18 protein-coding genes are annotated in these 19,872 nt (G+C 60.7%); 9 read left to right on the forward strand and 9 right to left on the reverse strand.

Annotation, left to right across the window (positions count from 1 at the left end; all coding sequences use genetic code 11):
- On the reverse strand, positions 1-837 hold the full coding sequence (locus tag ACIPSK_RS05820) for a carbohydrate ABC transporter permease (protein ID WP_017967489.1): 837 nt from the start codon (positions 835-837) through the stop codon (positions 1-3).
- Positions 834-1,820 (reverse strand): carbohydrate ABC transporter permease, encoded by a 987-nt coding sequence (locus ACIPSK_RS05825; RefSeq protein WP_017967488.1) that lies wholly within the window; start codon positions 1,818-1,820, stop codon positions 834-836. Before ACIPSK_RS05825 ends, ACIPSK_RS05820 begins: the two co-directional genes overlap by 4 nt.
- A gap of 131 nt (positions 1,821-1,951) precedes the next feature.
- On the opposite strand from ACIPSK_RS05825, the gene ACIPSK_RS05830 reads away from it, so the two are divergent.
- Both ACIPSK_RS05830 and ACIPSK_RS05835 read left to right on the forward strand, forming a co-directional pair.
- Complete coding sequence (locus tag ACIPSK_RS05830) at positions 1,952-3,748, forward strand: heparinase II/III domain-containing protein (RefSeq protein ID WP_446532654.1); 1,797 nt, start codon at positions 1,952-1,954, stop codon at positions 3,746-3,748.
- A 124-nt stretch (positions 3,749-3,872) separates the two neighbouring features.
- Complete coding sequence (locus tag ACIPSK_RS05835) at positions 3,873-4,700, forward strand: carbohydrate-binding protein (protein ID WP_446532655.1); 828 nt, start codon at positions 3,873-3,875, stop codon at positions 4,698-4,700.
- On the opposite strand, the gene ACIPSK_RS05840 is transcribed toward ACIPSK_RS05835, so the two are convergent.
- Positions 4,695-5,705, reverse strand: coding sequence for a GlxA family transcriptional regulator (locus ACIPSK_RS05840; RefSeq protein ID WP_162116309.1), 1,011 nt, complete (start codon positions 5,703-5,705; stop codon positions 4,695-4,697). The genes ACIPSK_RS05835 and ACIPSK_RS05840 overlap by 6 nt on opposite strands.
- Positions 5,702-6,280 (reverse strand): isochorismatase family protein, encoded by a 579-nt coding sequence (locus ACIPSK_RS05845; RefSeq protein ID WP_446532656.1) that lies wholly within the window; start codon positions 6,278-6,280, stop codon positions 5,702-5,704. Before ACIPSK_RS05845 ends, ACIPSK_RS05840 begins: the two co-directional genes overlap by 4 nt.
- A gap of 157 nt (positions 6,281-6,437) precedes the next feature.
- Between ACIPSK_RS05845 and ACIPSK_RS05850 the strand changes: the two genes are divergently transcribed.
- Complete coding sequence (locus tag ACIPSK_RS05850) at positions 6,438-7,106, forward strand: response regulator (RefSeq protein ID WP_170256587.1); 669 nt, start codon at positions 6,438-6,440, stop codon at positions 7,104-7,106.
- The gene (locus ACIPSK_RS05855) at positions 7,096-8,496 is read left to right on the forward strand and encodes a sensor histidine kinase (protein ID WP_017967482.1); all 1,401 of its coding nucleotides are present in this window, start codon (positions 7,096-7,098) and stop codon (positions 8,494-8,496) included. Before ACIPSK_RS05850 ends, ACIPSK_RS05855 begins: the two co-directional genes overlap by 11 nt.
- A gap of 212 nt (positions 8,497-8,708) precedes the next feature.
- Here the strand turns inward: ACIPSK_RS05855 and ACIPSK_RS05860 are convergent, their stop codons facing one another.
- From ACIPSK_RS05860 to ACIPSK_RS05880, 5 genes are all read right to left on the reverse strand, one after another.
- Complete coding sequence (locus ACIPSK_RS05860) at positions 8,709-9,590, reverse strand: ABC transporter permease (protein WP_446532657.1); 882 nt, start codon at positions 9,588-9,590, stop codon at positions 8,709-8,711.
- Between the two features lie 11 nt (positions 9,591-9,601).
- Positions 9,602-10,417: an ABC transporter ATP-binding protein gene (locus ACIPSK_RS05865; RefSeq protein ID WP_446532658.1), complete on the reverse strand. Its 816-nt coding sequence runs from the start codon at positions 10,415-10,417 to the stop codon at positions 9,602-9,604.
- 77 nt (positions 10,418-10,494) lie between these two features.
- Positions 10,495-11,514, reverse strand: a complete 1,020-nt coding sequence (locus ACIPSK_RS05870) for an ABC transporter substrate-binding protein (RefSeq protein ID WP_170275971.1) — start codon at positions 11,512-11,514, stop codon at positions 10,495-10,497.
- Positions 11,515-11,865: 351 nt separating this feature from the next.
- Positions 11,866-12,594, reverse strand: coding sequence for a FadR/GntR family transcriptional regulator (locus ACIPSK_RS05875; RefSeq protein ID WP_446532732.1), 729 nt, complete (start codon positions 12,592-12,594; stop codon positions 11,866-11,868).
- Between the two features lie 404 nt (positions 12,595-12,998).
- A complete protein-coding gene (locus ACIPSK_RS05880; RefSeq protein ID WP_446532659.1) occupies positions 12,999-14,006 on the reverse strand; it encodes a LacI family DNA-binding transcriptional regulator in 1,008 nt (335 codons plus the stop codon).
- A gap of 204 nt (positions 14,007-14,210) precedes the next feature.
- Between ACIPSK_RS05880 and ACIPSK_RS05885 the strand changes: the two genes are divergently transcribed.
- The 5 genes from ACIPSK_RS05885 (at position 14,211) to ACIPSK_RS05905 (ending at position 19,867) form a co-directional block, all read left to right on the forward strand.
- Positions 14,211-15,533 carry an alpha-L-fucosidase gene (locus ACIPSK_RS05885; protein ID WP_446532660.1) on the forward strand — a complete coding sequence of 441 codons (1,323 nt, stop codon included), beginning with the start codon at positions 14,211-14,213 and terminating at the stop codon, positions 15,531-15,533.
- Positions 15,534-15,584: 51 nt separating this feature from the next.
- Complete coding sequence (locus tag ACIPSK_RS05890; RefSeq protein ID WP_170279640.1) at positions 15,585-16,808, forward strand: ABC transporter substrate-binding protein; 1,224 nt, start codon at positions 15,585-15,587, stop codon at positions 16,806-16,808.
- Between the two features lie 81 nt (positions 16,809-16,889).
- Positions 16,890-17,864, forward strand: a complete 975-nt coding sequence (locus ACIPSK_RS05895) for a carbohydrate ABC transporter permease (protein ID WP_260111445.1) — start codon at positions 16,890-16,892, stop codon at positions 17,862-17,864.
- The gene (locus tag ACIPSK_RS05900; protein WP_446532661.1) at positions 17,854-18,738 is read left to right on the forward strand and encodes a carbohydrate ABC transporter permease; all 885 of its coding nucleotides are present in this window, start codon (positions 17,854-17,856) and stop codon (positions 18,736-18,738) included. The genes ACIPSK_RS05895 and ACIPSK_RS05900 overlap by 11 nt, the downstream gene beginning before the upstream one ends.
- A 199-nt stretch (positions 18,739-18,937) precedes the next feature.
- On the forward strand, positions 18,938-19,867 hold the full coding sequence (locus ACIPSK_RS05905; protein WP_446532662.1) for a substrate-binding domain-containing protein: 930 nt from the start codon (positions 18,938-18,940) through the stop codon (positions 19,865-19,867).
- The last annotated feature ends 5 nt before the right edge of the window (positions 19,868-19,872 follow it).

Consider the following 19,872-nt stretch of genomic DNA (forward strand, 5'->3'; position numbering starts at 1 on the left):
TTAACCCTTCAATCCAGTCGAGGCGATGCCCTCGACAAAGAAGCGCTGGAGAACAAGGAAGACGACGAGGACCGGAATGAGGGCGACGACGGAGGCTGCCATGATGAGCCCGTATTCGGCCGAATATTGCGAGATGAACATGCGCAGGCCGATCTGGACGGTCTTCAGCTCGGTCTTTGTGAGATAGATCATCGGCCCGAGAAAATCGTTCCAGGTGGTGACGAAGGTGAAGATCGTCAGCGTCGAGAGCGCGGGTTTCGACAGCGGCAGCATGATGCGCGCCCAGATCTGGTACTCGTTCATGCCGTCGATGCGAGCCGCCTCGCAGAGCTCGGTCGGGATCGACATGTAGAACTGCCGCATCAGGAAGACGCCGAAGGCGGTGAATGCCTGCAGGCAGATCAGCGCCAGATGGGTGTTGTTGAGCCCGAATTCACGCATCAGCAGGAATTGCGGCACCATATAGACCTGCCAGGGCATGGCGATGGTGGCGATGTAGCCGAGGAACAGGGTGTTCTTGTAGGGGAAATTCAGCTTGGCGAAGGCGTAGGCGGCAAAGCTGGAGGTCAAAAGCTGCAGCAGCGTGACGATGATCGTCAGCTTCGACGTGTTATAGATGAACAAGGCGAGCGGGATCTTCGTCCAGATATCGACGTAGTTATGCCATTGCGGCTCGGACGGTATCCATTCGATCGGGAAGGCGAACACGTCGCGGCTGAGCTTCAAGGATGCCGAAAGCATCCAGGCAAAGGGCATCAACATGATGAGCGTGACGGCGATGACGATGGCGTAGATCGCGACCGATCTGACGGTCACCTTGCGTCCGGCGATCCTCATGCCTCGTCCTCCCTCTGGCGCCGGAACTGGAAGACGGTGACGGCAAGCACGAGGAAGAACAACACCAGCGAAACCATGCTGGAATAGCCGAGATCCCAGGAAATGAAGGCCTCGTTGTAGATATGGTAGACGAGGACGAGTGTCGAGGTGCCAGGCCCTCCCTGGGTGATCATGTAGATCTGGTCGAACACCTTGAAGGACTGGATCGTCAGCATCACGGTGACGAAGAAGGTCGTCGGCCCGAGCTGCGGCACGGTGACATGGATGAACTTCTGCCAGGAATTGGCGCCATCGAGATCGGCGGCCTCATAGAGTTCGGAATTGATGCCCTGCAGGCCGGCCAGATAGATGACCATGTAATAGCCCATGTTCTTCCAGATGCCGAAGAGGATCACCGTCACCATCGCCCAGTGGCGATCGGCCGCCCATCCCGGCATGTTCTTGGGATCGAGGCCGAGCGTATAGAGGATCATGTTCACCGGTCCCATCTCGGGATTGAAGATCATGTTCCAGACGACGGCGACGGCCACCAGCGAGGCGACATAGGGGAAGAACATCGCCGTGCGGAAGAAGTCGCGCCCTGCGATCTTCTGGTTGAGGAGAACGGCAAGGCCGAGCGCGCAGATGAGCGTCGCCGGCACGGAGGCGACCGTATAGATCACCGTGTTCCAGAACGCCGCGATGAAGGCCTTGTCCTCGAAGAGCCGCCAGAAATTATCCAGCCCGGCGAATGTGATCGCATTCGAGCCGTCCCAATGCATGAAGGCGAGCACGAAGGCGAACAGGATCGGGCCGAGCGTGAAGACGGCAAAGCCGATGAAATTCGGGGCAATGAAGGAATAGGCGACGAGCGCGCTGCGTATCCTGCGCTGGCGCTTGGACAAGACCGCAGCCTTCCGGCGAGAAGTTGCCGGAGCGCCATCCGTCGCGATGACTGAATTCGATATGGACACCGATGCCTCCTCTTCCTCCTGCAACCACATAGCACATATCCGGTATTGGTCAAACAAGTTCTAAATAGATCATACGAATTGCATGGAAAGCGCAAAAGACATATGATAGGTGAGCATGCAGACCAAACGCCCATCGATGCTTTTCCGGTACGGGGAGAGACATGTTCAGCGAGATTTCAGAGAATCTGCCCGATGTGCTGGGAGATTTCACGCCCGGGGCCGTGGGCTCTGATCGCCCCAGATGGAACTCCGTGCCGCAGGCGGTACGGGAACTTGTCGTTGGCGAGGCCGAAGAGACGCTTGCGCGCGCCTGGCCGCTGATTACGGCGTCGGACTACCGGGAGTACACCGAAACCGGCCACCGCGCGCGCTTCGAGGAGCTTTATTTCAGACGGCGCCGGATGCTCGACAATCTGGTGCTCGGCGAACTCGTCGAAGCCGGCGCGCGCTTCCTGCCGAAGATCGTCGACGGCATTTTCCTGATCGCGGAGGAGAGCGGTTGGCAGCTTCCGGCGCATAACGCCTATGAACGAAGCGGCGCACGCTTGCCGGTTCCCGACAATTCGCAGCCTGTCGTCGATCTCTTCGCCGCCGAAACGGCCGCCCTGCTTGCCACCATCGTCGCATTGCTTCGCAACGAGCTCGACGCCATCAGCCCCGAGATTACGGCACGCGTCGAGCGCGAGATCGAGATCCGCATCCTCTCGCCCTATCTCGGCCGGCATTTCTGGTGGATGGGCCGCGGTGAGGAGCGGATGAACAACTGGACGGCATGGATAACCCAGAACATCCTGTTGACGGTCTTCTCCCTGAAAACGGGCCAGCCCACGCGCCGCGCCGTCGCCAAAAAGGCGCTCGGCAGCCTCGACGCCTTCCTGAAGGACTATGCCGAGGACGGCGCCTGCGAGGAGGGCGTGCTTTATTACCGCCACGCCGCGCTCTGCCTGCATGGTGCGTTGATCATCCTGGACGCCGTGGCGCCCGGCCTGTTCGCCGGGGTCTGGCAGCAGCCGAAGATCCGCAACATGGCCGAATATATCGCTCATATGCATGTGGCCGGCCGCTACTATTTCAACTTCGCGGATTCTTCCGCTGTGGTCGAACCCTGCAGCGCGCGGGAATACCTGTTCGGACAGGCGGTCGGCTCTGAGATGCTGGCTGAGTTCGCCGCAGCCGACAGGGCTGGGGCCGACAATCCGCACCTGCCCGGGGAATGGAACCTCTGGTATCGCGTGCAGGAACTGCTGGTCGGCCCGACGCTTCCCGCTGCCGCTAAACCTCATCCCGCATCGCAGCGCGATATCTTCTATCCCGGCATCGGCTTGTTCATCGCCCGCGACGAGCAGTTTTCGCTTGCCGTCAAGGGCGGCAACAATGGCGAGGGCCACAATCATAACGATGTCGGGAGCGTGACGCTTTACAAGAATGGACGTCCGTTGCTGATCGACGTCGGCGTCGAGACCTATACCGCAAAGACCTTTTCGGCGCGGCGCTACGAGATATGGACGATGCAGTCGGCGTTCCACAACCTGCCGACATTTGCAGGTGTCATGCAGTCGGCCGGCGAAGCTTTTGGCGCGCGCGATGTCGAGGTCGGGTTTGACGAGGGGAGCGCGCGCATATCGCTCGATATTTCAGGCGCCTATCCGTCCGAAGCGCAGCTGCACAGCTATCGGCGCGTCGTTTCGCTGCTGCGCGGACGCCATGTCGAGATCGTCGACACCTATGACGGCGGCAAGCCGGCGGTCCTGTCGCTGATGACATGCCTGCCGCCGACCGTCGGCCCGGACAGGATCGACCTAGCCGACCTCGGCAGCATGTTCGTTGAGGGCGCCGGCGAGATCGAAATCGACGAGATCGTGGTGGAGGACGCCCGGCTGAGATCGGCTTGGCCCGAGAAAATCTACCGGCTGCGTGTGCGGTTTGCCGAGAGGCTCCTGAGATTGCGGATCGTCTAGAACGGGATGGCTTTAGGCCGGGTCGGCCCAAAGTCTGAATCCTGTTCTAAACTAAAGAGTTAGAGCATGATGTCGTCCGAAAATCGCTCACAGTTTTCGGCATCATGCTCTGGGGAGGGCGAGCATGGAATTGACGCTGAAGATCGTGGATGCCGATGGGGCGGTGCTGGCGAGTTCTACAGGCCGGGACGAGGCGTTCCTGGTCTATCGCCAGAACTATCATGAAGGTGATCGCGTCATCGTGGAGGTTTCCGAGCCTGGGCACGTCTACCTCTCCCTGGATGGCGCGATCCAACCCGGTCTGGTCTATATGAAGGAATGCGCCTATTCGCTGGCCGTACCCTTCGGCGACAAGCGCAAGCCCTATTCGCCGAATGCCTTCAGGGGCGATATCCACCGGCTTTTAGCGCGAAGCACGCGGCCGGACGAGATCGCTCACCGGCGCAATCTCGCCCTCAACCCTTGGGACGATCACGCCAACCGGGCTCTGTTTCCGCATGCGCTCGCCAATGTCGAGACCCGCGGCGAAGCGGTCTTTGCCGCGCGTAACGCAATCGACGGTGAAAAGGCCAACGATGATCACGGCTTCTGGCCCTATACGAGCTGGGGTATTAATCGCGATCCGCAAGCAGCACTGACGGTGGAATTCGGCAGGCCGGTCAGGATCGACGAGATCGTTTTTTATCTTCGGGCTGACTTCCCGCATGATTCCTGGTGGGAAAAGGCCAGCGTCACCTTCTCGAACGGCAAGACTTGCTGTTTTCCGCTGGTGAAATCGGGCGCCGCCCAGGCCTTTCCGATAGAGCCCTGTGTCGTCGAGTGGGTGGAACTGCACGGCCTGATCAAGGCCGAGGACGCCTCGCCCTATCCGGCGCTGACCCAGATCGAAATCTGGGGAACCGAGGTGCAAGGTGCCGACCTCAAGCCATCCGCTCTTTCTATCGCGCTATGAGCCTGTAGGTAGTCTCGACCGTGCCGCGCTCGGCGGGCCGTCATTCAGCCGGTTCCAGGCGCGGCGTAGCTGCCGTGCCGAGCCGAAGCCGGCGCGCATGGCGACGGCCTCCATGTCCAGCCGCGAACCGGCGAGCATCTCGCGGGCAAGAGCCACGCGCATGCGGTTGACGAAATCCGTAACGCTCATGCCCGTCTGCTCGTTGAACAGCCGTGAAAGGTTGCGCGGGCTGGCGCCGCTGAGGCGGGCAAGCGACGCCACCGACCAATCCTCAGACGGGCTGGCGGCCACTGCATCCTGTGCACGGTGAATGACCGGGTGGATATGGTTGCGACCTTCGAGCCAGGGCGAAAGCTGCGGATCCGAGCCGCCGCGCCTGAGATAGACGACAAGATATCGCGCCACCGCAAGCGCGCAGGCATGTCCCGCCGCTTCGGCAACGATATGCAACATGAGGTCTATGCCGGCGGTGATGCCGGCACTGGTGAGGCGATCTCCATCTTCGACATAGAGCCGATTGTCCCGGACGCGCGCGGTGGGCGCGAGCCTCGCCAGATCCTCTATGCAGCCATGATGGGTGGTGCAATCGCGGCCGTCGAGCATGCCAGCCTCGGCAGCGAGCAATGCGCCCGAGCAGATCGAGACCAGACGAATTCCCGGGCGAATGGCGTGCTTCAGCCATGCGACGATGGCAGCCTGGTCGGCGCGCTCCTGTTCGTTCCCTGGGGCGCTGTTTTCCATCGGGGCATCGGCGCTGCCGGCAATGATGACAAGCGCGGCATCGGGCAAGCGTTCCGGCAATGCGGCGACGCCCGTAACGGCAAGGCCGATCGAGCTGCCGACCGTCGCCGATGGACCGATATAGGTGACGGTAAAGCGCACCGTGCGCTGTTCGAGGTTCGCCTTGCGCAGCACTTCGATCGGGCCGGCGACGTCGAGCAGCAGCACGCGCGGCGGCACGACGACAAAGACCGGGATATCGAAGGGCTGCGTGGCGTCCGTCATGCGGCGAGTGACTTTCCACGCCCTGCCAGGGCCTGGTCGACGGTCGCGATCCGAGCGAAACGGCCTGACAGGACCAGTTCCGTCCGGTCCCGAATTTCCCTCGCGCTCCAGGTGCGTCCTGCGGCGTCGGTCATCGGGAAGGTCAGGGTCGCCTCGCCGACATAGTCGACTTGATAGCCGAGATCGGAGGCGTGGCGGGTGGTCGTCTCGCAGCACTGTTCGGTGCGAATGCCGGAGACGAGGATACGACGGACGCCATTTTCGGTCAGCCACACGTCGAGACCGGAACCGACCAGGGCGCTATGGCGCCCCTTCCTGAACGTTGCCCTGGGGGCGATCCTGAGCGGGGCGAGTGTGCTGACAAACCCGGATTCTTCCGAAAACGGCCCGGTTTTATCAACATGGAAGATCTGGATAATGGGTATTCCATCGGCTTCCGCGCCGTCGATCAGAGCCTGCTGACGATCAATATAAGCGGAGGCGAGGTTTTCATCCCAATAATCGCGGTGTCGGAAGGACTCTTGAGCGTCGATAACGAGAAGGACAGTTTCATGGCCGGACATTTTTTGCTCCATCCAGGTTGATCATGAAGTCATATTCGGCGATTTGAAGACAGAGGAAAATGCGCGCGCCGGACAAATAACGGACAATTCGCGCCATCGATGGCAGACATCGGCGGTGGAAGCCGTGTCACGCTTCCACCAGACGGTCCGCACATGCTAAGGAAGTCGGATGCGACTGCTTGTGGTGGAGGACAACAAGGATCTGGCGGCCTGGCTGGGTAAAGCCCTGCGACAGGCGCAATATGCGATCGACATTGCCCACGACGGCGAGGACGCGGAGCATATGCTCAAGGTGGCGGAGTATTCGGCGATGATCCTCGACCTGGCACTGCCGAAGCTTGACGGATTGACGCTCTTGAAGCGACTGCGACAGTCCGGAAACAAGCTGCCGGTCATCATCTTGACCGCGAATGCGAGCCTGGACGGCCGTGTTGCAGGGCTTGACAGCGGTGCCGACGACTATCTCGCCAAGCCCTTCGAAATCGCCGAACTCGAAGCGAGGATACGTGCGGTGGTCCGCCGTGGCCAGGACCGGGCATCGTCGGAAATCACCGTCGGCAACCTGCGCTTCTCCGGTGGGACGCGGCAGTTTTTCGTCGCAGGCGAGCCGCTGCAACTGACGCCGCGCGAATATGCCGTGCTTGAGCAACTCGTCATGAAGCTTGGCAACACAGTCTCGAAAGCCGCCCTTTCTGAAAGCGTGTTCGGCTTTGACGACGAGGCGGATCCGAGCGCCATCGAAATCTACGTCCACAGGCTGCGAAAGAAGCTCGAGAGCAGTTCGGTTCAGATTGCGACGTTGCGCGGGCTCGGCTATCTCCTCAGACATGTCCAGTAGCCTCATCACCAAGGTAGGCGCGACGATCGCGCGACTCAGCCAGAGCCTGAGGGTGCAGTTGCTCTGCTGGGTGCTGCTGACCCTGTTCGGCGCGATCGGCTTCAATCTCTACGACAGCTTCTGGATGGCCGACGCGACGGCAAAGCTGGTGACGGATCGAACACTTCTGGCCTCGGCTCGCGTCATTGCCGAGGCCGTCCGCGTCGATGAGGACGGCAATGTTCAGGTGGATGTGCCGCCTTCCGCGCTGGAGATGTTTGATACAGGCTTCGGCGACCGGGTATTTTACCAGGTGATCACCGCGTGGGGCAGTCTGGTGAGCGGTCTTCCCGACCTGCCGTTGCCGGCCGTCCAGCGGGCAGCGGAGGATCGCGCGTTCCATGGTGCCGATGTGCGTGTCATGATGCTCGACCATCCTGTCGTCGGCCTTCCCGATGACAGCGCGATCTCCGTCACCGTCGCCGTGACGCATAACAGCCAGTATGCGATGCGAAGGCAATTGTGGCTCTCAGACTTTTCGAAGCAGTTCGTGCTCGTCTTCGTCGCCAGCCTGGTGACCATCCTTGGGCTCCAACGGGGCTTGGCGCCTGCGCTGAGACTGCGGGACGCCGTGCGCCAGCGCGGCCGCAATCGTCTTGATCCGCTGCCGCCCGAGATGGTGCAGAGCGAGCTGCAGCCGCTCGTCCATGCCCTGAACGACCATATGGAGCGTGTCCAGAACCAGATGGCTGCGCAGCGACGGTTCGTATCCAATGCCGCGCATCAGCTCCGAACACCGCTGGCGTTGATTTCGACCCAGGCGAGCGTGGCGGCCCGCGAAGCCGATGCGGCTCGCCGCGACGAGGCGCTTGTCGCTCTTCGCACCAGCACGAAGCAGATTTCGCGTCTTGCCAGCCAGCTCCTGACCTTGTCGCGGGCCGAGCCCGGAAGCCGGCGCCCGCGCAGCGATGCGGCCGACCTTAGCAAGGCTGCCCGCGAGATCCTCGAAGCGCATGCCGAAGAGGCGCTCAGGCGCAACATCGACGTCGGCCTGGAAGCGGTCCGCCCGGTCATTGTCGAAGGCGACGCGACGATGTTGCGCGAAATGTTGGTCAACCTCATAGACAACGCGATCCGCTATACCCGCCCGAATGGACGGGTGACCGTTGCCGTCGGGCAGGCGGATGGCAACGCCGTCGTAACCGTCGAGGACGATGGTCCGGGTATCCCCGATGCGGAGCGCGAACAGGTTTTCGAACGATTCTACCGGGTCATGGGAACCGAAGCCGAGGGGAGCGGTCTGGGGCTCTCGATCGTTCGGGAGGTCGTCGAAGGTGCGGGAGGTTCGGTCTCGCTCGACGATGCGGAAGGCGGTGGTCTCGTCGTTACCGTACGGCTTCCGCTGACGTGAACCTGAGCTCGAAGAAATCCTCGTTTCAAGATTGATCCGCATCAAATGAAAGAAGGCCGGGCATGATGCCCGACCTTCCGTCGATCTGCCTTACAGCGCCGTGCGTCTTTTGAGACGCGCAATGCACGCTGTAACGCTTTGAATTGCTGGACAATTCTATCCATAAATCGATTCAGATTTAAGGATTATGCAGGTGGAGGAGGTCGATTTGATCACTGGGTATCAAGGTGCTGTTGCGGACGCCATTTTGCGAGACGCTTCTCCACCTGCGTCATGATGAACTCGGCAATCAGGGTGACGATCATGACGAGAACGATGGCGGCGTACATTCCGGCCGCGTCGAACGTGCCCTTGGCGATAGAGATCAATTGGCCGATGCCGAAACGGGCGCCGACGAACTCGCCGACGATGGCCCCGATGATGGCAAAGCCGAAGGAGACATGGAGGCTGGCGAAGATCCAGCTCATGGCGGAGGGGATGACGACGGTGCGTGTCACCTGCCAGTTGGACGCACCGAGGATGCGTGCATTGGCGATCATGTTGCGATCGGCCTCGCGCACGCCCTGAAAGGCATTCGCGAACACGACGAAGAACACCATGATAAAAGCGAGCGCGACCTTCGAGGCAAGGCCGAGGCCCATGATCATGATGAAGATAGGCGCAAGGACGACGCGCGGAATGGAATTGATCGCCTTGATGTAGACAGAGAAGACGTCGGCGAGAAACAGGTTCCGGCCGAGGCTGATGCCGACGATCACGCCGGTAAAGGACCCCGCGAAAAAGCCGATCAGCGCCTCTTCCATCGTGACCCAGAGATTGTACCAGAGCGAGCCTTCACTGGTCCCGTTGACAGCCCAATCGTAGAGGCGATAAACGATCTCGCTCGGGCTGGAATAGAAGAATGCGTCGATCCACATCAGGTTGGACGTAATTTCCCAAAGTGCCAGCACGGCAACCAGAATGCCGACCTGCAGGCACAGCACATGCTGTTTGCGTCTCTTGATCGCGCGGGTCGCAACGGCTTCGATTTCCGCATCGGAGGTTCCCGGGCGGAAAAGCGGGGCCATTGTGGTGTCGGTAAGTGTATCGGCCATCGTTATTCTCCTTACGCTGCCTCGGTGGAACGCCGGTATCCGGCATCCACCTCCTGGCGAAGATCCTCCCAGATGGTTCGGCAGTAATCGATGAATTGCGGTTCATAGCGGATTTCCGACACGACGCGGGGCCGTGGCAGATCGATCTTGTAGACCGACCTGACGGTCGCCGGTCCCGCTGTCAGCACATAGACCTTGTCGGCCAGCGCAACGGCCTCCTCGAGATCATGGGTGACGAAGACCACCGATGCCTTGCGTTCCGCCCATAGCCGCAGCAATTCCTCGTGCATGACGGTGCGGGTCTGAACGTCGAGCGCGGAGAACGGCTCGTCCATCAGCAGAATTTCGGGCTCGTTGATGAAGGTCTGTGCCAGCGAGACGCGCTTGCGCATGCCGCCCGAGAGCTGATGCGGATAGTGATGCAGGAATTTCGACAGTCCGACCCGGGCAAGCCAATTCTTGGCGCTGGCTTCCGCCCGGGCCTTGGCTGCGCCGCGAAACAGCGGCCCCGCCATCACGTTGTCGATGACGTTTTTCCACGGGAAAAGGGCATCCGTCTGAAAAACAAAACCGACGCGTGGGTCGATGCCGTTGACCGGACCGCCCATCAGCCGGACTTCGCCCGCGCTTGGCCGGGCGAGACCTGTCACAAGGTTGAGTGTGGTGGATTTTCCGCAGCCGGTCGGGCCGACGACCGCGACGAATTCGCCCTTTTCCACCGACATGGTGAAATCGCGTAGCGCCGTCAGCGACTTGCCGGTCGGCGAGACGAAACGCCGGCTGACATTGAGGAGCTCGATGGCGGCCCCCTGACTATGATTGGACATGTTTTTTCCTCAAAGGGTAGAAACAGCGTACAGGCCGGTAACCCGTCACCCGCGGCAGCGGGTGACGGGTCCAGCGCTTACATTGCCTGGGCGTGCTTCACGTATTCCGTCGTATAAGTCTTCGACAAATCGATCTGCTTGCCCTGCATATTCTTGGAAAACGCGGACAACACGGCCAGAACCGTCTTCGGGCCATCTTCTGGCATGATGCCATCAGCGGTAAACATGCCCTTGCCGGCATCGAGGGCCTTGATGTAGCCCTCCTTGTCGCCGACGTAGAAATCCTTCGGCATCTTTTCGGCGATTTCAGCGCCGGAATGCGTATTGATGAAATGCAGCGTCTTGACGAAGGCGTTGGCGAGCTTCTGAGTCTCTTCCTTGTGTGCCTCTGTCCACGCCGTTTCCATGTAGAGTGAGGCTGCCGGATAGGTTCCGCCGAGCGCCTTGCGCGATCCTTCGATGGTGCGCATGTCCACCAGTACCGAAGCTTCCTTGGTCTTCAGCAGGCGTGAAACAGTTGGTTCGGTCGTCATGCCAACCTGGATGGCGTCCTGCTGCAGGGCGGCGATGAAGGTCGTTCCGGCACCGACCGGGACCGATGTGACATCCCCGCCCTTCAGACCGGCCTTTGCGACCATGTATTGGGTGAGAAAATTGGTAGAAGAGCCCAGGCCGGTTACGCCAGCGCTGTGTCCCTTGAAGTCAGCGACCGACTTGATCTCGGGATGCTTCGACGACACCAGTTCGACTTCGCCTGGCGCTTGGCTGAACTGCACGATGGATTCGACGAACTTGCCTTTCGCCTGCAGATCCACACAATGATCGTAGAAGCCGACAACACCCTGAACGGCGCCAGCCAGAAGCTGGTTTTCGGCGTCGACACCGGCAGGTTCGTTCAGGAGTTCGACGTCAAGACCCTCATCCTTGAAGTAACCGAGCGATTCGGCAAGCTTGGCGGGCAGATAGATCTGCTTCTCATAACCGCCGACCATGATGGTGATCTTATCGGCCGCATGTGCGGCGCTGGTCGCGAAAGATGATGCGGCGAGAAGCGTGGAAAAAGCGACGGTGTGAAAAAGGCTGCGTGAATAACGCATAGAAATCTCCTCCTTGTGGTTGCGTGCATCGTCGTCTCGCCACCTTAACCGTGTCTCCTCCACGATGCCGCCCCTTTCTATGACGTCGAAGCTTTCAACTAGCTTTCAGCCGCAGACAGGCAGGCAGCCCGTCCAATCCCGTCCATGCATCAATGACAGCGCCAGCATTTTCTAAGCCGGATATGCCGCCCGTTCCACAGCATGTATCGCAGACATATCCTTTTCCGAGCGCATCGGCAGCGTTCAGTGCTCGCGGTAACCGCTTCAACATGAAAATCGTGAGACGACTTGTCCGCGCCGCTAAGGTCACCTGATGACCGGCTGGAACGTGTGAGCTCTTGGGATCAGATGTCAGCTCGTAAAGCTTCGCAGATCCCTCAGCAGATTGCGGTACCTCGCCTGGCTGCCGACCAGATGGTCGCGCATGGCGTCGCGGGCAGTTTGATCGTCCCTGTCCGAGATGGCGACGACGATCGCCTCGTGCTCCTTGTGGATCAGCTTTCGATAGGCGGTCTGTTCGGCCGTCCTCGTTTCCGGAACGAGCCTCGACTGCGGGATGATCGCCGAACCCTGGGACTCCAGGAACTGCCTGAACAGCGGATTGTTCGTCGCTTCCGCGATCGCGGCATGGAGCTCGAGATCCGCATCGCGAATGGATTGATCACTCTCGATGCACCGGAGGATTTTCCGGTGGCATTCGAATATCGCTTCCTCCTGTGCCGGCGAGCGGCGTAGGGCTGCAAGGCCCGCCGCCTCGATTTCGACAGGTGTTCTGATCTCGAGTACCTCAAGATCGGAGGCGACGCGGGCCTTGTCGACTTTCCGCGCGGAGAGCGCCGGATCGGCACCGAGTACGAAGATACCCGCTCCCTGGCGCACCTCGACAAGCCCGTCGGAGCGAAGTGCTGCCACCGCCTCACGCACGACGGTCCGGCTGACGCCGTGTGTTTCGGTCAACTCATGTTCACTCGGAAGCTTGTCGCCGGCGGAATATTGGCCGCTCAATATGGCTTGCCGGAGGCTTTCGCCGACCTGTGTGACCAGCGACCCCGAGCCTTTGCTGCGATCCTTCATCTGCATAGCCACGCCTGACCCCCGCATCGGCTTTGATCCGAATGCCATTCAAACGCGCGGCACCCGAAATTCACGATTCATCACACATGTATGACAAATTTGGTGGTCTTTCAATGGATGAACCGCGCTTGTCGCTTGCCGGTATCGCCGACAACGGCGGTACGTTGCAGATGATCTGTTGGGTCTTGGCGCGGCAGCCTCCCAGGTGCCTCATCCCGAGGTGCGTAGCCCATAGGGCGAAGCCTCGAAGGACATGCCGCAACTTTGCTCCTTGCATTCAGCACCGCCAGCGTGCCCGCCTCGCTCTTCGAGGCCCCTTGCGGGGCAAGGATGAGGCTCTCTTGAGCTTTATCGTGGCATCCTTCCGCGCGCCTCTTCCTTTGCCTTGGTGATGGAATTCAGGCAAGCGCTCACAAACGCCTGGTCGACTCCCCGCGCACGAATCTCGGCGTCAGGATGAAGTCTTGCGGCGCCGCGGCGGCACCCTCCGGGCTTGCTATTCTTGCCAGTAGGCGCTGCGCCGCGAGTTCGCCGAGCTTCTGCGCATCCTGCACCACCATGGTGATGCGTGGCGTGATGACGTTGCTCCAGGGCACGTCGTCGACCATCGCCAGCGACACGTCGTCAGGGCAGCGGAAACCCATCTCCTGCATGACCTGAAGTGCTGCGAGACCCGTCATGTTGTTGGCGCCGATGATGGCGGTCGGCCGATCGCGGCGGGTGAGCAGGCGCATTGCCTGCGCATGGCCGCCGGTTCTGGTGTAGCCGCCTTCGACCACCAGCGAAGGATCAAGGTCCACGCCGGCGCCGGCCATCGTATCCATGAAGCCCTTCAGGCGCTCGTCGGCGGTGTGCAGGCCGCTCGGCCCGGAGATGAAGCCGATGCGCCTATGGCCGAGCTGCAACAAATGTTCCGTCAGGATGGTGGTGGTCAGCGGATTGTCGGAACCGACAAAATCGCGCTCGGCGCCCTCCACCTTCTGGTCAAACATCACGATCGGGGTTTTGAAGTCGCGCAGGAAGGTGGCGTACTCCTCACCGCGCCCGTTTGCCGCCAGCGCAATGCCGGCAATCTTCTGCGCCTCCAGCCGCTCCAGCAGCGCCCGTTCGAGATCGGCCCTGCCGGAGGAGTCGGCGATCAGGACAAAATACCCGTTATCGAGCGCCTGGTGCTCGATCTCGCGGCGGATGTCGCCGAAGAACATGTTGCCGAGATTGGCCGAGACGAAACCGATCAGCGAGCTGCGTCCGCGCGCCAGCGTCTGGGCCACCGGGTCGATGCGATAACCGGTCGATTTTATCGCCTGCTGGATGCGGTCAAGCGTCTCGGCGCCGACCCGCTTCGGGCTGTTGAGCGCGAGCGAGACGGTTGAGATTGAAACCCCCGCAAGGCGCGCGACATCTCGTATGGTGGTCATGGCTATCGAACCGGTTCTAATGCCTTGTTATGTCCGATTTTATTGGTCGGCGCAACATTCATGCTTAGAATCACCTGTTTGCGGGATTTGTCCTTCTAATCTTCCGATCGAATTTCGGCTTGACAGACATCGGATCAGGCGAGATGATCGTTTGCCGAACCGGTTCGATACGATGTTGACCCGGAAAACAGGGAGGAGAAACCTGTGACGAGTTCGGAACGCCAGCCGGAAAATCCGGCATCGGGAGGAGCGGAGAAACACGCCTGGTTCAGCCAGGATCGCCTGGGCATGTTCATCCATTGGGGCCTCTATGCCCTAGGAGCCCGGCACGAATGGTTGAAGAACCGGGAAGAGCTGACCGACGACCATTACCAGCGCTATTTCGACAATTTCGATCCCGATCTCTATGATCCCAAGGAGTGGGCGCGGCGGGCACGTCTTGCCGGCATGAAATATGTCGTGGTGACGACCAAGCATCATGAGGGCTTCTGCCTCTGGGACAGCAAGGTGACGGACTACAAGGCGCCGAACACGCCCTGCGGCAAAGATCTGCTCGCGCCGCTGGTCGAAGCTTTCCGCGCCGAAGGGCTGAAGATCGGCTTCTACTATTCGCTGCTTGACTGGCACCATCCCGATTTCCCGATCGACGTTCACCATCCGCTACGCAATCATCCCGACGCCAAGGCGCTGAATGCCGGCCGTAACATCGCCAACTACGCTGCCTATATGCGCGAACAGGTGCGCGAGCTTCTGACCGGCTTTGGCCGCATCGACATCATCTGGTTCGACTTCAGCTACCCCCGGCGCGAATATCGCGGCCTGCCTGGGAAGGGGCGCGCCGACTGGGAAAGCGAGCGCCTGGTCGAGCTGGTGCGCGAGCTGCAGCCCGGCATCATCGTCAACAACCGCCTCGATCTGCCGCCCGGCAACCTGCCCGACGTGACGACACCGGAGCAATATACGCCGCGCGTGGCGCCCGCTATCGCCAGCCAGGGCGTGCGCTGGGAAGCCTGCCATACCTTCAGCGGCTCCTGGGGCTATCATCGTGACGAGGATACCTGGAAGAGCCCTGAACAGATCATCCAGCTGCTCATCGATTCCGTCGCGCTCGGCGGTAACCTTCTGATGAATGTCGGCCCGACCGGTCGCGGCACGCTCGACGCGCGCGCCATCGCCGCGCTCGAGGTCTACCAAAATTGGATGGCCGTGAATGCGCGCTCCATTTACGGGGCAGGACCGTCCGATTATCCGGCGCCGGCCGGCTGCCGCTATACGCAGCGCGACAACCGCCTCTATCTGCATGTTTACAACTGGCCTTACCGCCACATCCACATCGAGGGCATCGCCGACAGGATCGCCTATGCGCAGTTCTTGCACGACGCCAGCGAGGTCCGCTGGCTCGCCCAGACCAGGGATGTGGATTCCAATGTCGGCGTGATGGTGCCGGAAGGCATGATCACGCTCGAACTGCCGGTCCGGCGCCCGGATGTTACCGTGCCGGTGATCGAGATCGTACTCAAGGCGTGATCTCGGTCGCACCCCGCGTGTCCTTTGCGTTCATGGAGGGAGGAGAAACCCATGAAGGTTTTGAAGAAAGCGCTTTTGCTCGCCGCGGTCGGCAGCAGCCTCTATGCCACCGCCGCATCGGCCGAGCAGGTCAACTTGACCTGGCAGATGTGGACCGGCTCCGAAACCGACACCAAGAGCTGGCAGCACCTAGCCGAGATGGTGACCGCCAAGTATCCCGATATCAAGGTGACGCTGACGACGACGGGCTGGGTCGACTACTGGACGCGGCTGCCGGTGCTGGCGGCATCGGGACAGCTCGCCGACATCGTTTCCATGCAGTCGCTGCGCATGCCGAACTTCTATTCGCTGCTCGAGCCTCTGAATGACCGGATCGAGGCCGACAAATTCGACGTCGGCGCCTTCACACCCTCGATTATCGGCGGCATGTCGGTCGACAAGCAGCTCTACGGTCTGCCTTACGACGTTGGGCCGTGGGTCATCTATTATAACCAGGACGCGCTCGAAGCCGCCGGCGTTCCGCTGCCGAAGCCGGGCTGGACGCTTGCCGAGTTCACCGATGCCGCCAAGAAGCTGACGAAGGACGGCAAGTACGGCTTCGGCATTACACCGACGAACTACTCGGTCCTGGCCGCGGCCTGGGGCGATAAATACGTCAACGACGCCGGTGCGCTTGACTTGACCAGTGCAAGCGCAGTTGCCGCCGCCGACAGGCTGATCGGCTTTGCCGCCAAGGATAAGGTCGCGCCGCTGGTCCCCTCGGGTGGCGCGGATCCCGGTGATGTCGTCCAGGGCCGGTTCAATTCGGGCAACGTCGCCATGTATATCGACGGCCCCTGGTCGATCATCGGCATGAAGGACCAGGCGAAGTTCAAGATCGGCCTCACCACCCTGCCGCGCGATGAGGGCGAACTTTCGGCCGTCACCGCAGGCTCCGGTTTCGGCATTTCCACGACGAGCAAGAACAAGGACGCGGCCTGGAAGGCGATCCAGGTGCTGACCAGCTCGGAAGCCTTGTCCTATCTCGCCGAACAGGGCCGTGCCTTGCCGGCGCGCACGGCGTCGCAATCGGCCTGGTACAAGGTGGCGGCCAAGGACATCACCAATGGCGGCGAGGCCATCGACTATTCCCTGGCGCACTCCGTACCCTACGTGATCACCAACAACTGGGCAGCGGTGGAAAACCTCTTCAACCAGTATTTCCCGCCGGCTTTTGCCGGCAGCGCCGATGCCAAGCAGACGATGGAGTCCATCCAGAGCCTTGCGCAGCAATAGAGCCAGCGCGTCCGACAGGACGCGCCGTCGCCTGAAATCTGCGCATGATCCTTTCGGAAAATGGATTCCGATTTTCGGGTCATGCGCCAGCTCTCGCTGCGGCAGGACCTGCCGCGCATGGAGGAAGACATGTCGCAAAGCGCTGTTGCCGAAGTTGCCTTGCAGCCCGCTCAGCCACGGCGCTTCCTGAAGCCGGAGACCCAGACAGCCATGCTGTTCCTGCTGCCGAGCTTTCTCGGCTTCATGGTCTTCATGGCCGTGCCGATCCTGGCATCGCTGGCGCTCAGCTTTACCAACTGGCAGCTGATCTCGACGCCATCCTTCGTCGGCTTTCAGAATTATATCAGGCTCTTCACTGTCGATCCGGCCTTCTACACCGTACTCCGCAACACGCTGTTCTTCGCCATCGAGTATCTGGCGCTGAATATCATCGTCTCGCTGACGCTGGCGGTCTGGATATCGAGCCTGAAGCGCGGCAAGGCGATCTTCCGGGTGATCTTCTTCCTGCCGACCTTCACACCGACCATTGCGGCGTCGGTGGTCTGGCTGCTGATCTTCACGCCGGACGGGCTGGCCGACACCATCATCCGAGCGCTCGGCCTCGGCCTGCCGAATTTCCTGCTGAGCTCGACTTGGGCCATGCAGGCTGTCGTGCTCGTCACGCTGTGGGCGAATGTCGGCTACAACGTCGTGATGTTCAACGCCGCTCTCGACCTCGTGCCGAAGCACTATCTCGAGGCAGCGACGATCGACGGCGCCAATGCCTGGCAGCGCTTCTGGCGCATCCGCCTGCCGCTCATCTCGCCGACCATCTTCTTTGGCACCGTGATGACGGCGATTACCTCGCTGCAGGTCTTCGACGAGATATTCGCGATGACGCGCGGCGGCCCGGGCTCGGCAACGGCGACGCTCGGTTTTGCGATCTACCAGAAGGGCTTCACCAACTTCCAGATGGGCTATGCCTCGGCTCTCGCCTGGGTGATGTTCGTCATGATCATGGCGCTCACCATCCTGCAATTCCACATGCAGCGCAAATGGGTGCATTATGACGATTGACCCGGCCTCACGGCATCCGCATTCCGTGTCTCAGCATCGTCACCGTATATTGCGGCGTGTCGGCACCTTCGTCAGCTACGCGGGACTTTCGCTGATCGCGCTGCTTTTCCTCTTCCCCTTCTTCTGGATGGTGTCGAACGCGGTGCGCTCCAATGCCGAGGTGATGGCCGTGCCGGTCCGCATCTTTCCCGAGGAGTATCATTGGGGAACATTCGTCGAAGCCTTGGTTTCCCTGCCGTTCGGAACCTTCCTGTTGAATTCCTTCGTGGTCGCCTGCGGCGTGACGGCGATCGTGATTGCGGTATCCTGCCTTTCCGCCTACGCCTTCGCCCGGCTGAAGTTTCCCGGCCGGGAAGGGCTGCTGCTTACTTATCTCAGCACGCTGATGATCCCGCAGGTGATGCTGGTCATCCCGCTCTTCCTCATCGTCAGCAAGCTCGGCTGGATCAACACCTATCACGGCATGATCCTGCCGGTCGCCTTCAGCTCCTTCGGCACCTTTCTGCTGCGGCAGTTCATCCTCGGCATTCCCAAGGATCTCGACGAGGCGGCGATGATGGACGGGGCTTCCCGCCTGCGCATCCTGATCACGGTCATCGTTCCACTTGCCATGCCAGCCATCGGCCTCTTGTCGCTGTTCACCTTCATTGCACAGTGGAAGAGCTTCCTCTGGCCGCTGATCGCCACCAGCGGCGTCGAAAAGGCCACGCTGCCGCTCGGCCTCACCCTGTTCCAGACACAGCAGGGCACCGCCTGGAACTACATCATGGCCGGTGCGACCATCTCCATGCTGCCGGGTGTCGTCCTGGCCATCGTGCTGCAGAGGGTGATCTACAAGGGTATCACCGTCAGCTCCGGATTCGGTGGACGCTAATCTTCATAAGAACAAAGATCTGAGCGCATCGCATCAAGTTTGGTGTGATGCGCTTCAAGTACGGTCGATCGCCACCGAAGACGGCGCTCCTGCCGCCTCGAGATCATATCTTCGGGCTTAACTTTTCCTTTCGGAGAAAAGTAAAATTTAACCAAAATTTGAAATAACGCATTCATATCCGAATTGTGCAGGGGAATTCATGAAAACCGCCACGCTTGCATCCATCGCCTTGGCGATATCGATCTCTGCTGCCCATGCCCAGACGATCGGGGTTTCGATGTCAGGTCTCGACAAATTCAGGACGGCGCTTCTCAACGGCGTCGTCTCGCATGGGCAGACGATATCCGGCCTCAAACTCGTCACCGAGAATGCCAATGGCGACAAGGAGCTCCAGAAGCAGCAGGTGCAGAAGCTCATTGCCGACAAGGTCGACGCGATCATTCTTGCCGTCTCCGATGGCGACCTCGGGCCGCAAATGACCAAGATGGCGGCAGATGCCGGCATTCCGCTGGTCTACATCAACAACGTTCCTTCCAACCTGTTGGACCTGCCGGACAATCAGGTGGTGGTCGCCTCCAATGAGAAGGAATCCGGAACGCTGGAGACCAAGCAGGTCTGCGCGCTCCTTAAAGGCAAAGGCCGCGTCGTCGTGCTGATGGGCGAACCCTTCCACGCCGCTGCCCGTGCCCGCACCCAGGATATATCAGACGTCATCGCCACCCCGGATTGCAGGGGCCTTCAGATCGTCGAGCGGCAGGCCGCCTATTGGTCGAGCGATCATGCCGACCAGCAGATGCAGGAATGGCTGTCGGCCGGCGTCAAGTTCGACGCGGTCATCGCCAATAATGACGAGATGGCGCTCGGCGCGATCCGGGCCATGAAGAAGGCCGGCATGCCGATGAAAGATGTCGTCGTCGCCGGCGTCGACGCGACCGACGACGCGCTCGCCGCCATGGTGGCCGGCGATCTCGACGTGACCATTCTCCAGAGCGCCGTCGGACAGGGCGCTGCCGCTGTCGATGCCGCCGCGAAGTTGATCCGCAAAGAGAAGGTGCCGCGCGAAAACGACGTTCCTTTCGAACTCGTCACACCTGAGAACATTGCCACCTATCTGCCGAAGAGCCAGTGAGCATA

This window comes from Rhizobium sp. LARHSG275, assembly GCF_052871115.1.

Bases quoted from the DNA above. Each gene is read 5' to 3' on its own strand.
- ACIPSK_RS05820 (WP_017967489.1), bottom strand. From the start codon at position 837: ATGAGGATCGCCGGACGCAAGGTGACCGTCAGATCGGTCGCGATCTAC.
- ACIPSK_RS05825 (WP_017967488.1), bottom strand. From the start codon at position 1,820: ATGTGGTTGCAGGAGGAAGAGGAGGCATCGGTGTCCATATCGAATTCA.
- ACIPSK_RS05830 (WP_446532654.1), top strand. From the start codon at position 1,952: ATGTTCAGCGAGATTTCAGAGAATCTGCCCGATGTGCTGGGAGATTTC.
- ACIPSK_RS05835 (WP_446532655.1), top strand. From the start codon at position 3,873: ATGGAATTGACGCTGAAGATCGTGGATGCCGATGGGGCGGTGCTGGCG.
- ACIPSK_RS05840 (WP_162116309.1), bottom strand. From the start codon at position 5,705: ATGACGGACGCCACGCAGCCCTTCGATATCCCGGTCTTTGTCGTCGTG.
- ACIPSK_RS05845 (WP_446532656.1), bottom strand. From the start codon at position 6,280: ATGGAGCAAAAAATGTCCGGCCATGAAACTGTCCTTCTCGTTATCGAC.
- ACIPSK_RS05850 (WP_170256587.1), top strand. From the start codon at position 6,438: ATGCGACTGCTTGTGGTGGAGGACAACAAGGATCTGGCGGCCTGGCTG.
- ACIPSK_RS05855 (WP_017967482.1), top strand. From the start codon at position 7,096: ATGTCCAGTAGCCTCATCACCAAGGTAGGCGCGACGATCGCGCGACTC.
- ACIPSK_RS05860 (WP_446532657.1), bottom strand. From the start codon at position 9,590: ATGGCCGATACACTTACCGACACCACAATGGCCCCGCTTTTCCGCCCG.
- ACIPSK_RS05865 (WP_446532658.1), bottom strand. From the start codon at position 10,417: ATGTCCAATCATAGTCAGGGGGCCGCCATCGAGCTCCTCAATGTCAGC.
- ACIPSK_RS05870 (WP_170275971.1), bottom strand. From the start codon at position 11,514: ATGCGTTATTCACGCAGCCTTTTTCACACCGTCGCTTTTTCCACGCTT.
- ACIPSK_RS05875 (WP_446532732.1), bottom strand. From the start codon at position 12,594: ATGCAGATGAAGGATCGCAGCAAAGGCTCGGGGTCGCTGGTCACACAG.
- ACIPSK_RS05880 (WP_446532659.1), bottom strand. From the start codon at position 14,006: ATGACCACCATACGAGATGTCGCGCGCCTTGCGGGGGTTTCAATCTCA.
- ACIPSK_RS05890 (WP_170279640.1), top strand. From the start codon at position 15,585: ATGAAGGTTTTGAAGAAAGCGCTTTTGCTCGCCGCGGTCGGCAGCAGC.
- ACIPSK_RS05895 (WP_260111445.1), top strand. From the start codon at position 16,890: ATGCGCCAGCTCTCGCTGCGGCAGGACCTGCCGCGCATGGAGGAAGAC.
- ACIPSK_RS05900 (WP_446532661.1), top strand. From the start codon at position 17,854: ATGACGATTGACCCGGCCTCACGGCATCCGCATTCCGTGTCTCAGCAT.
- ACIPSK_RS05905 (WP_446532662.1), top strand. From the start codon at position 18,938: ATGAAAACCGCCACGCTTGCATCCATCGCCTTGGCGATATCGATCTCT.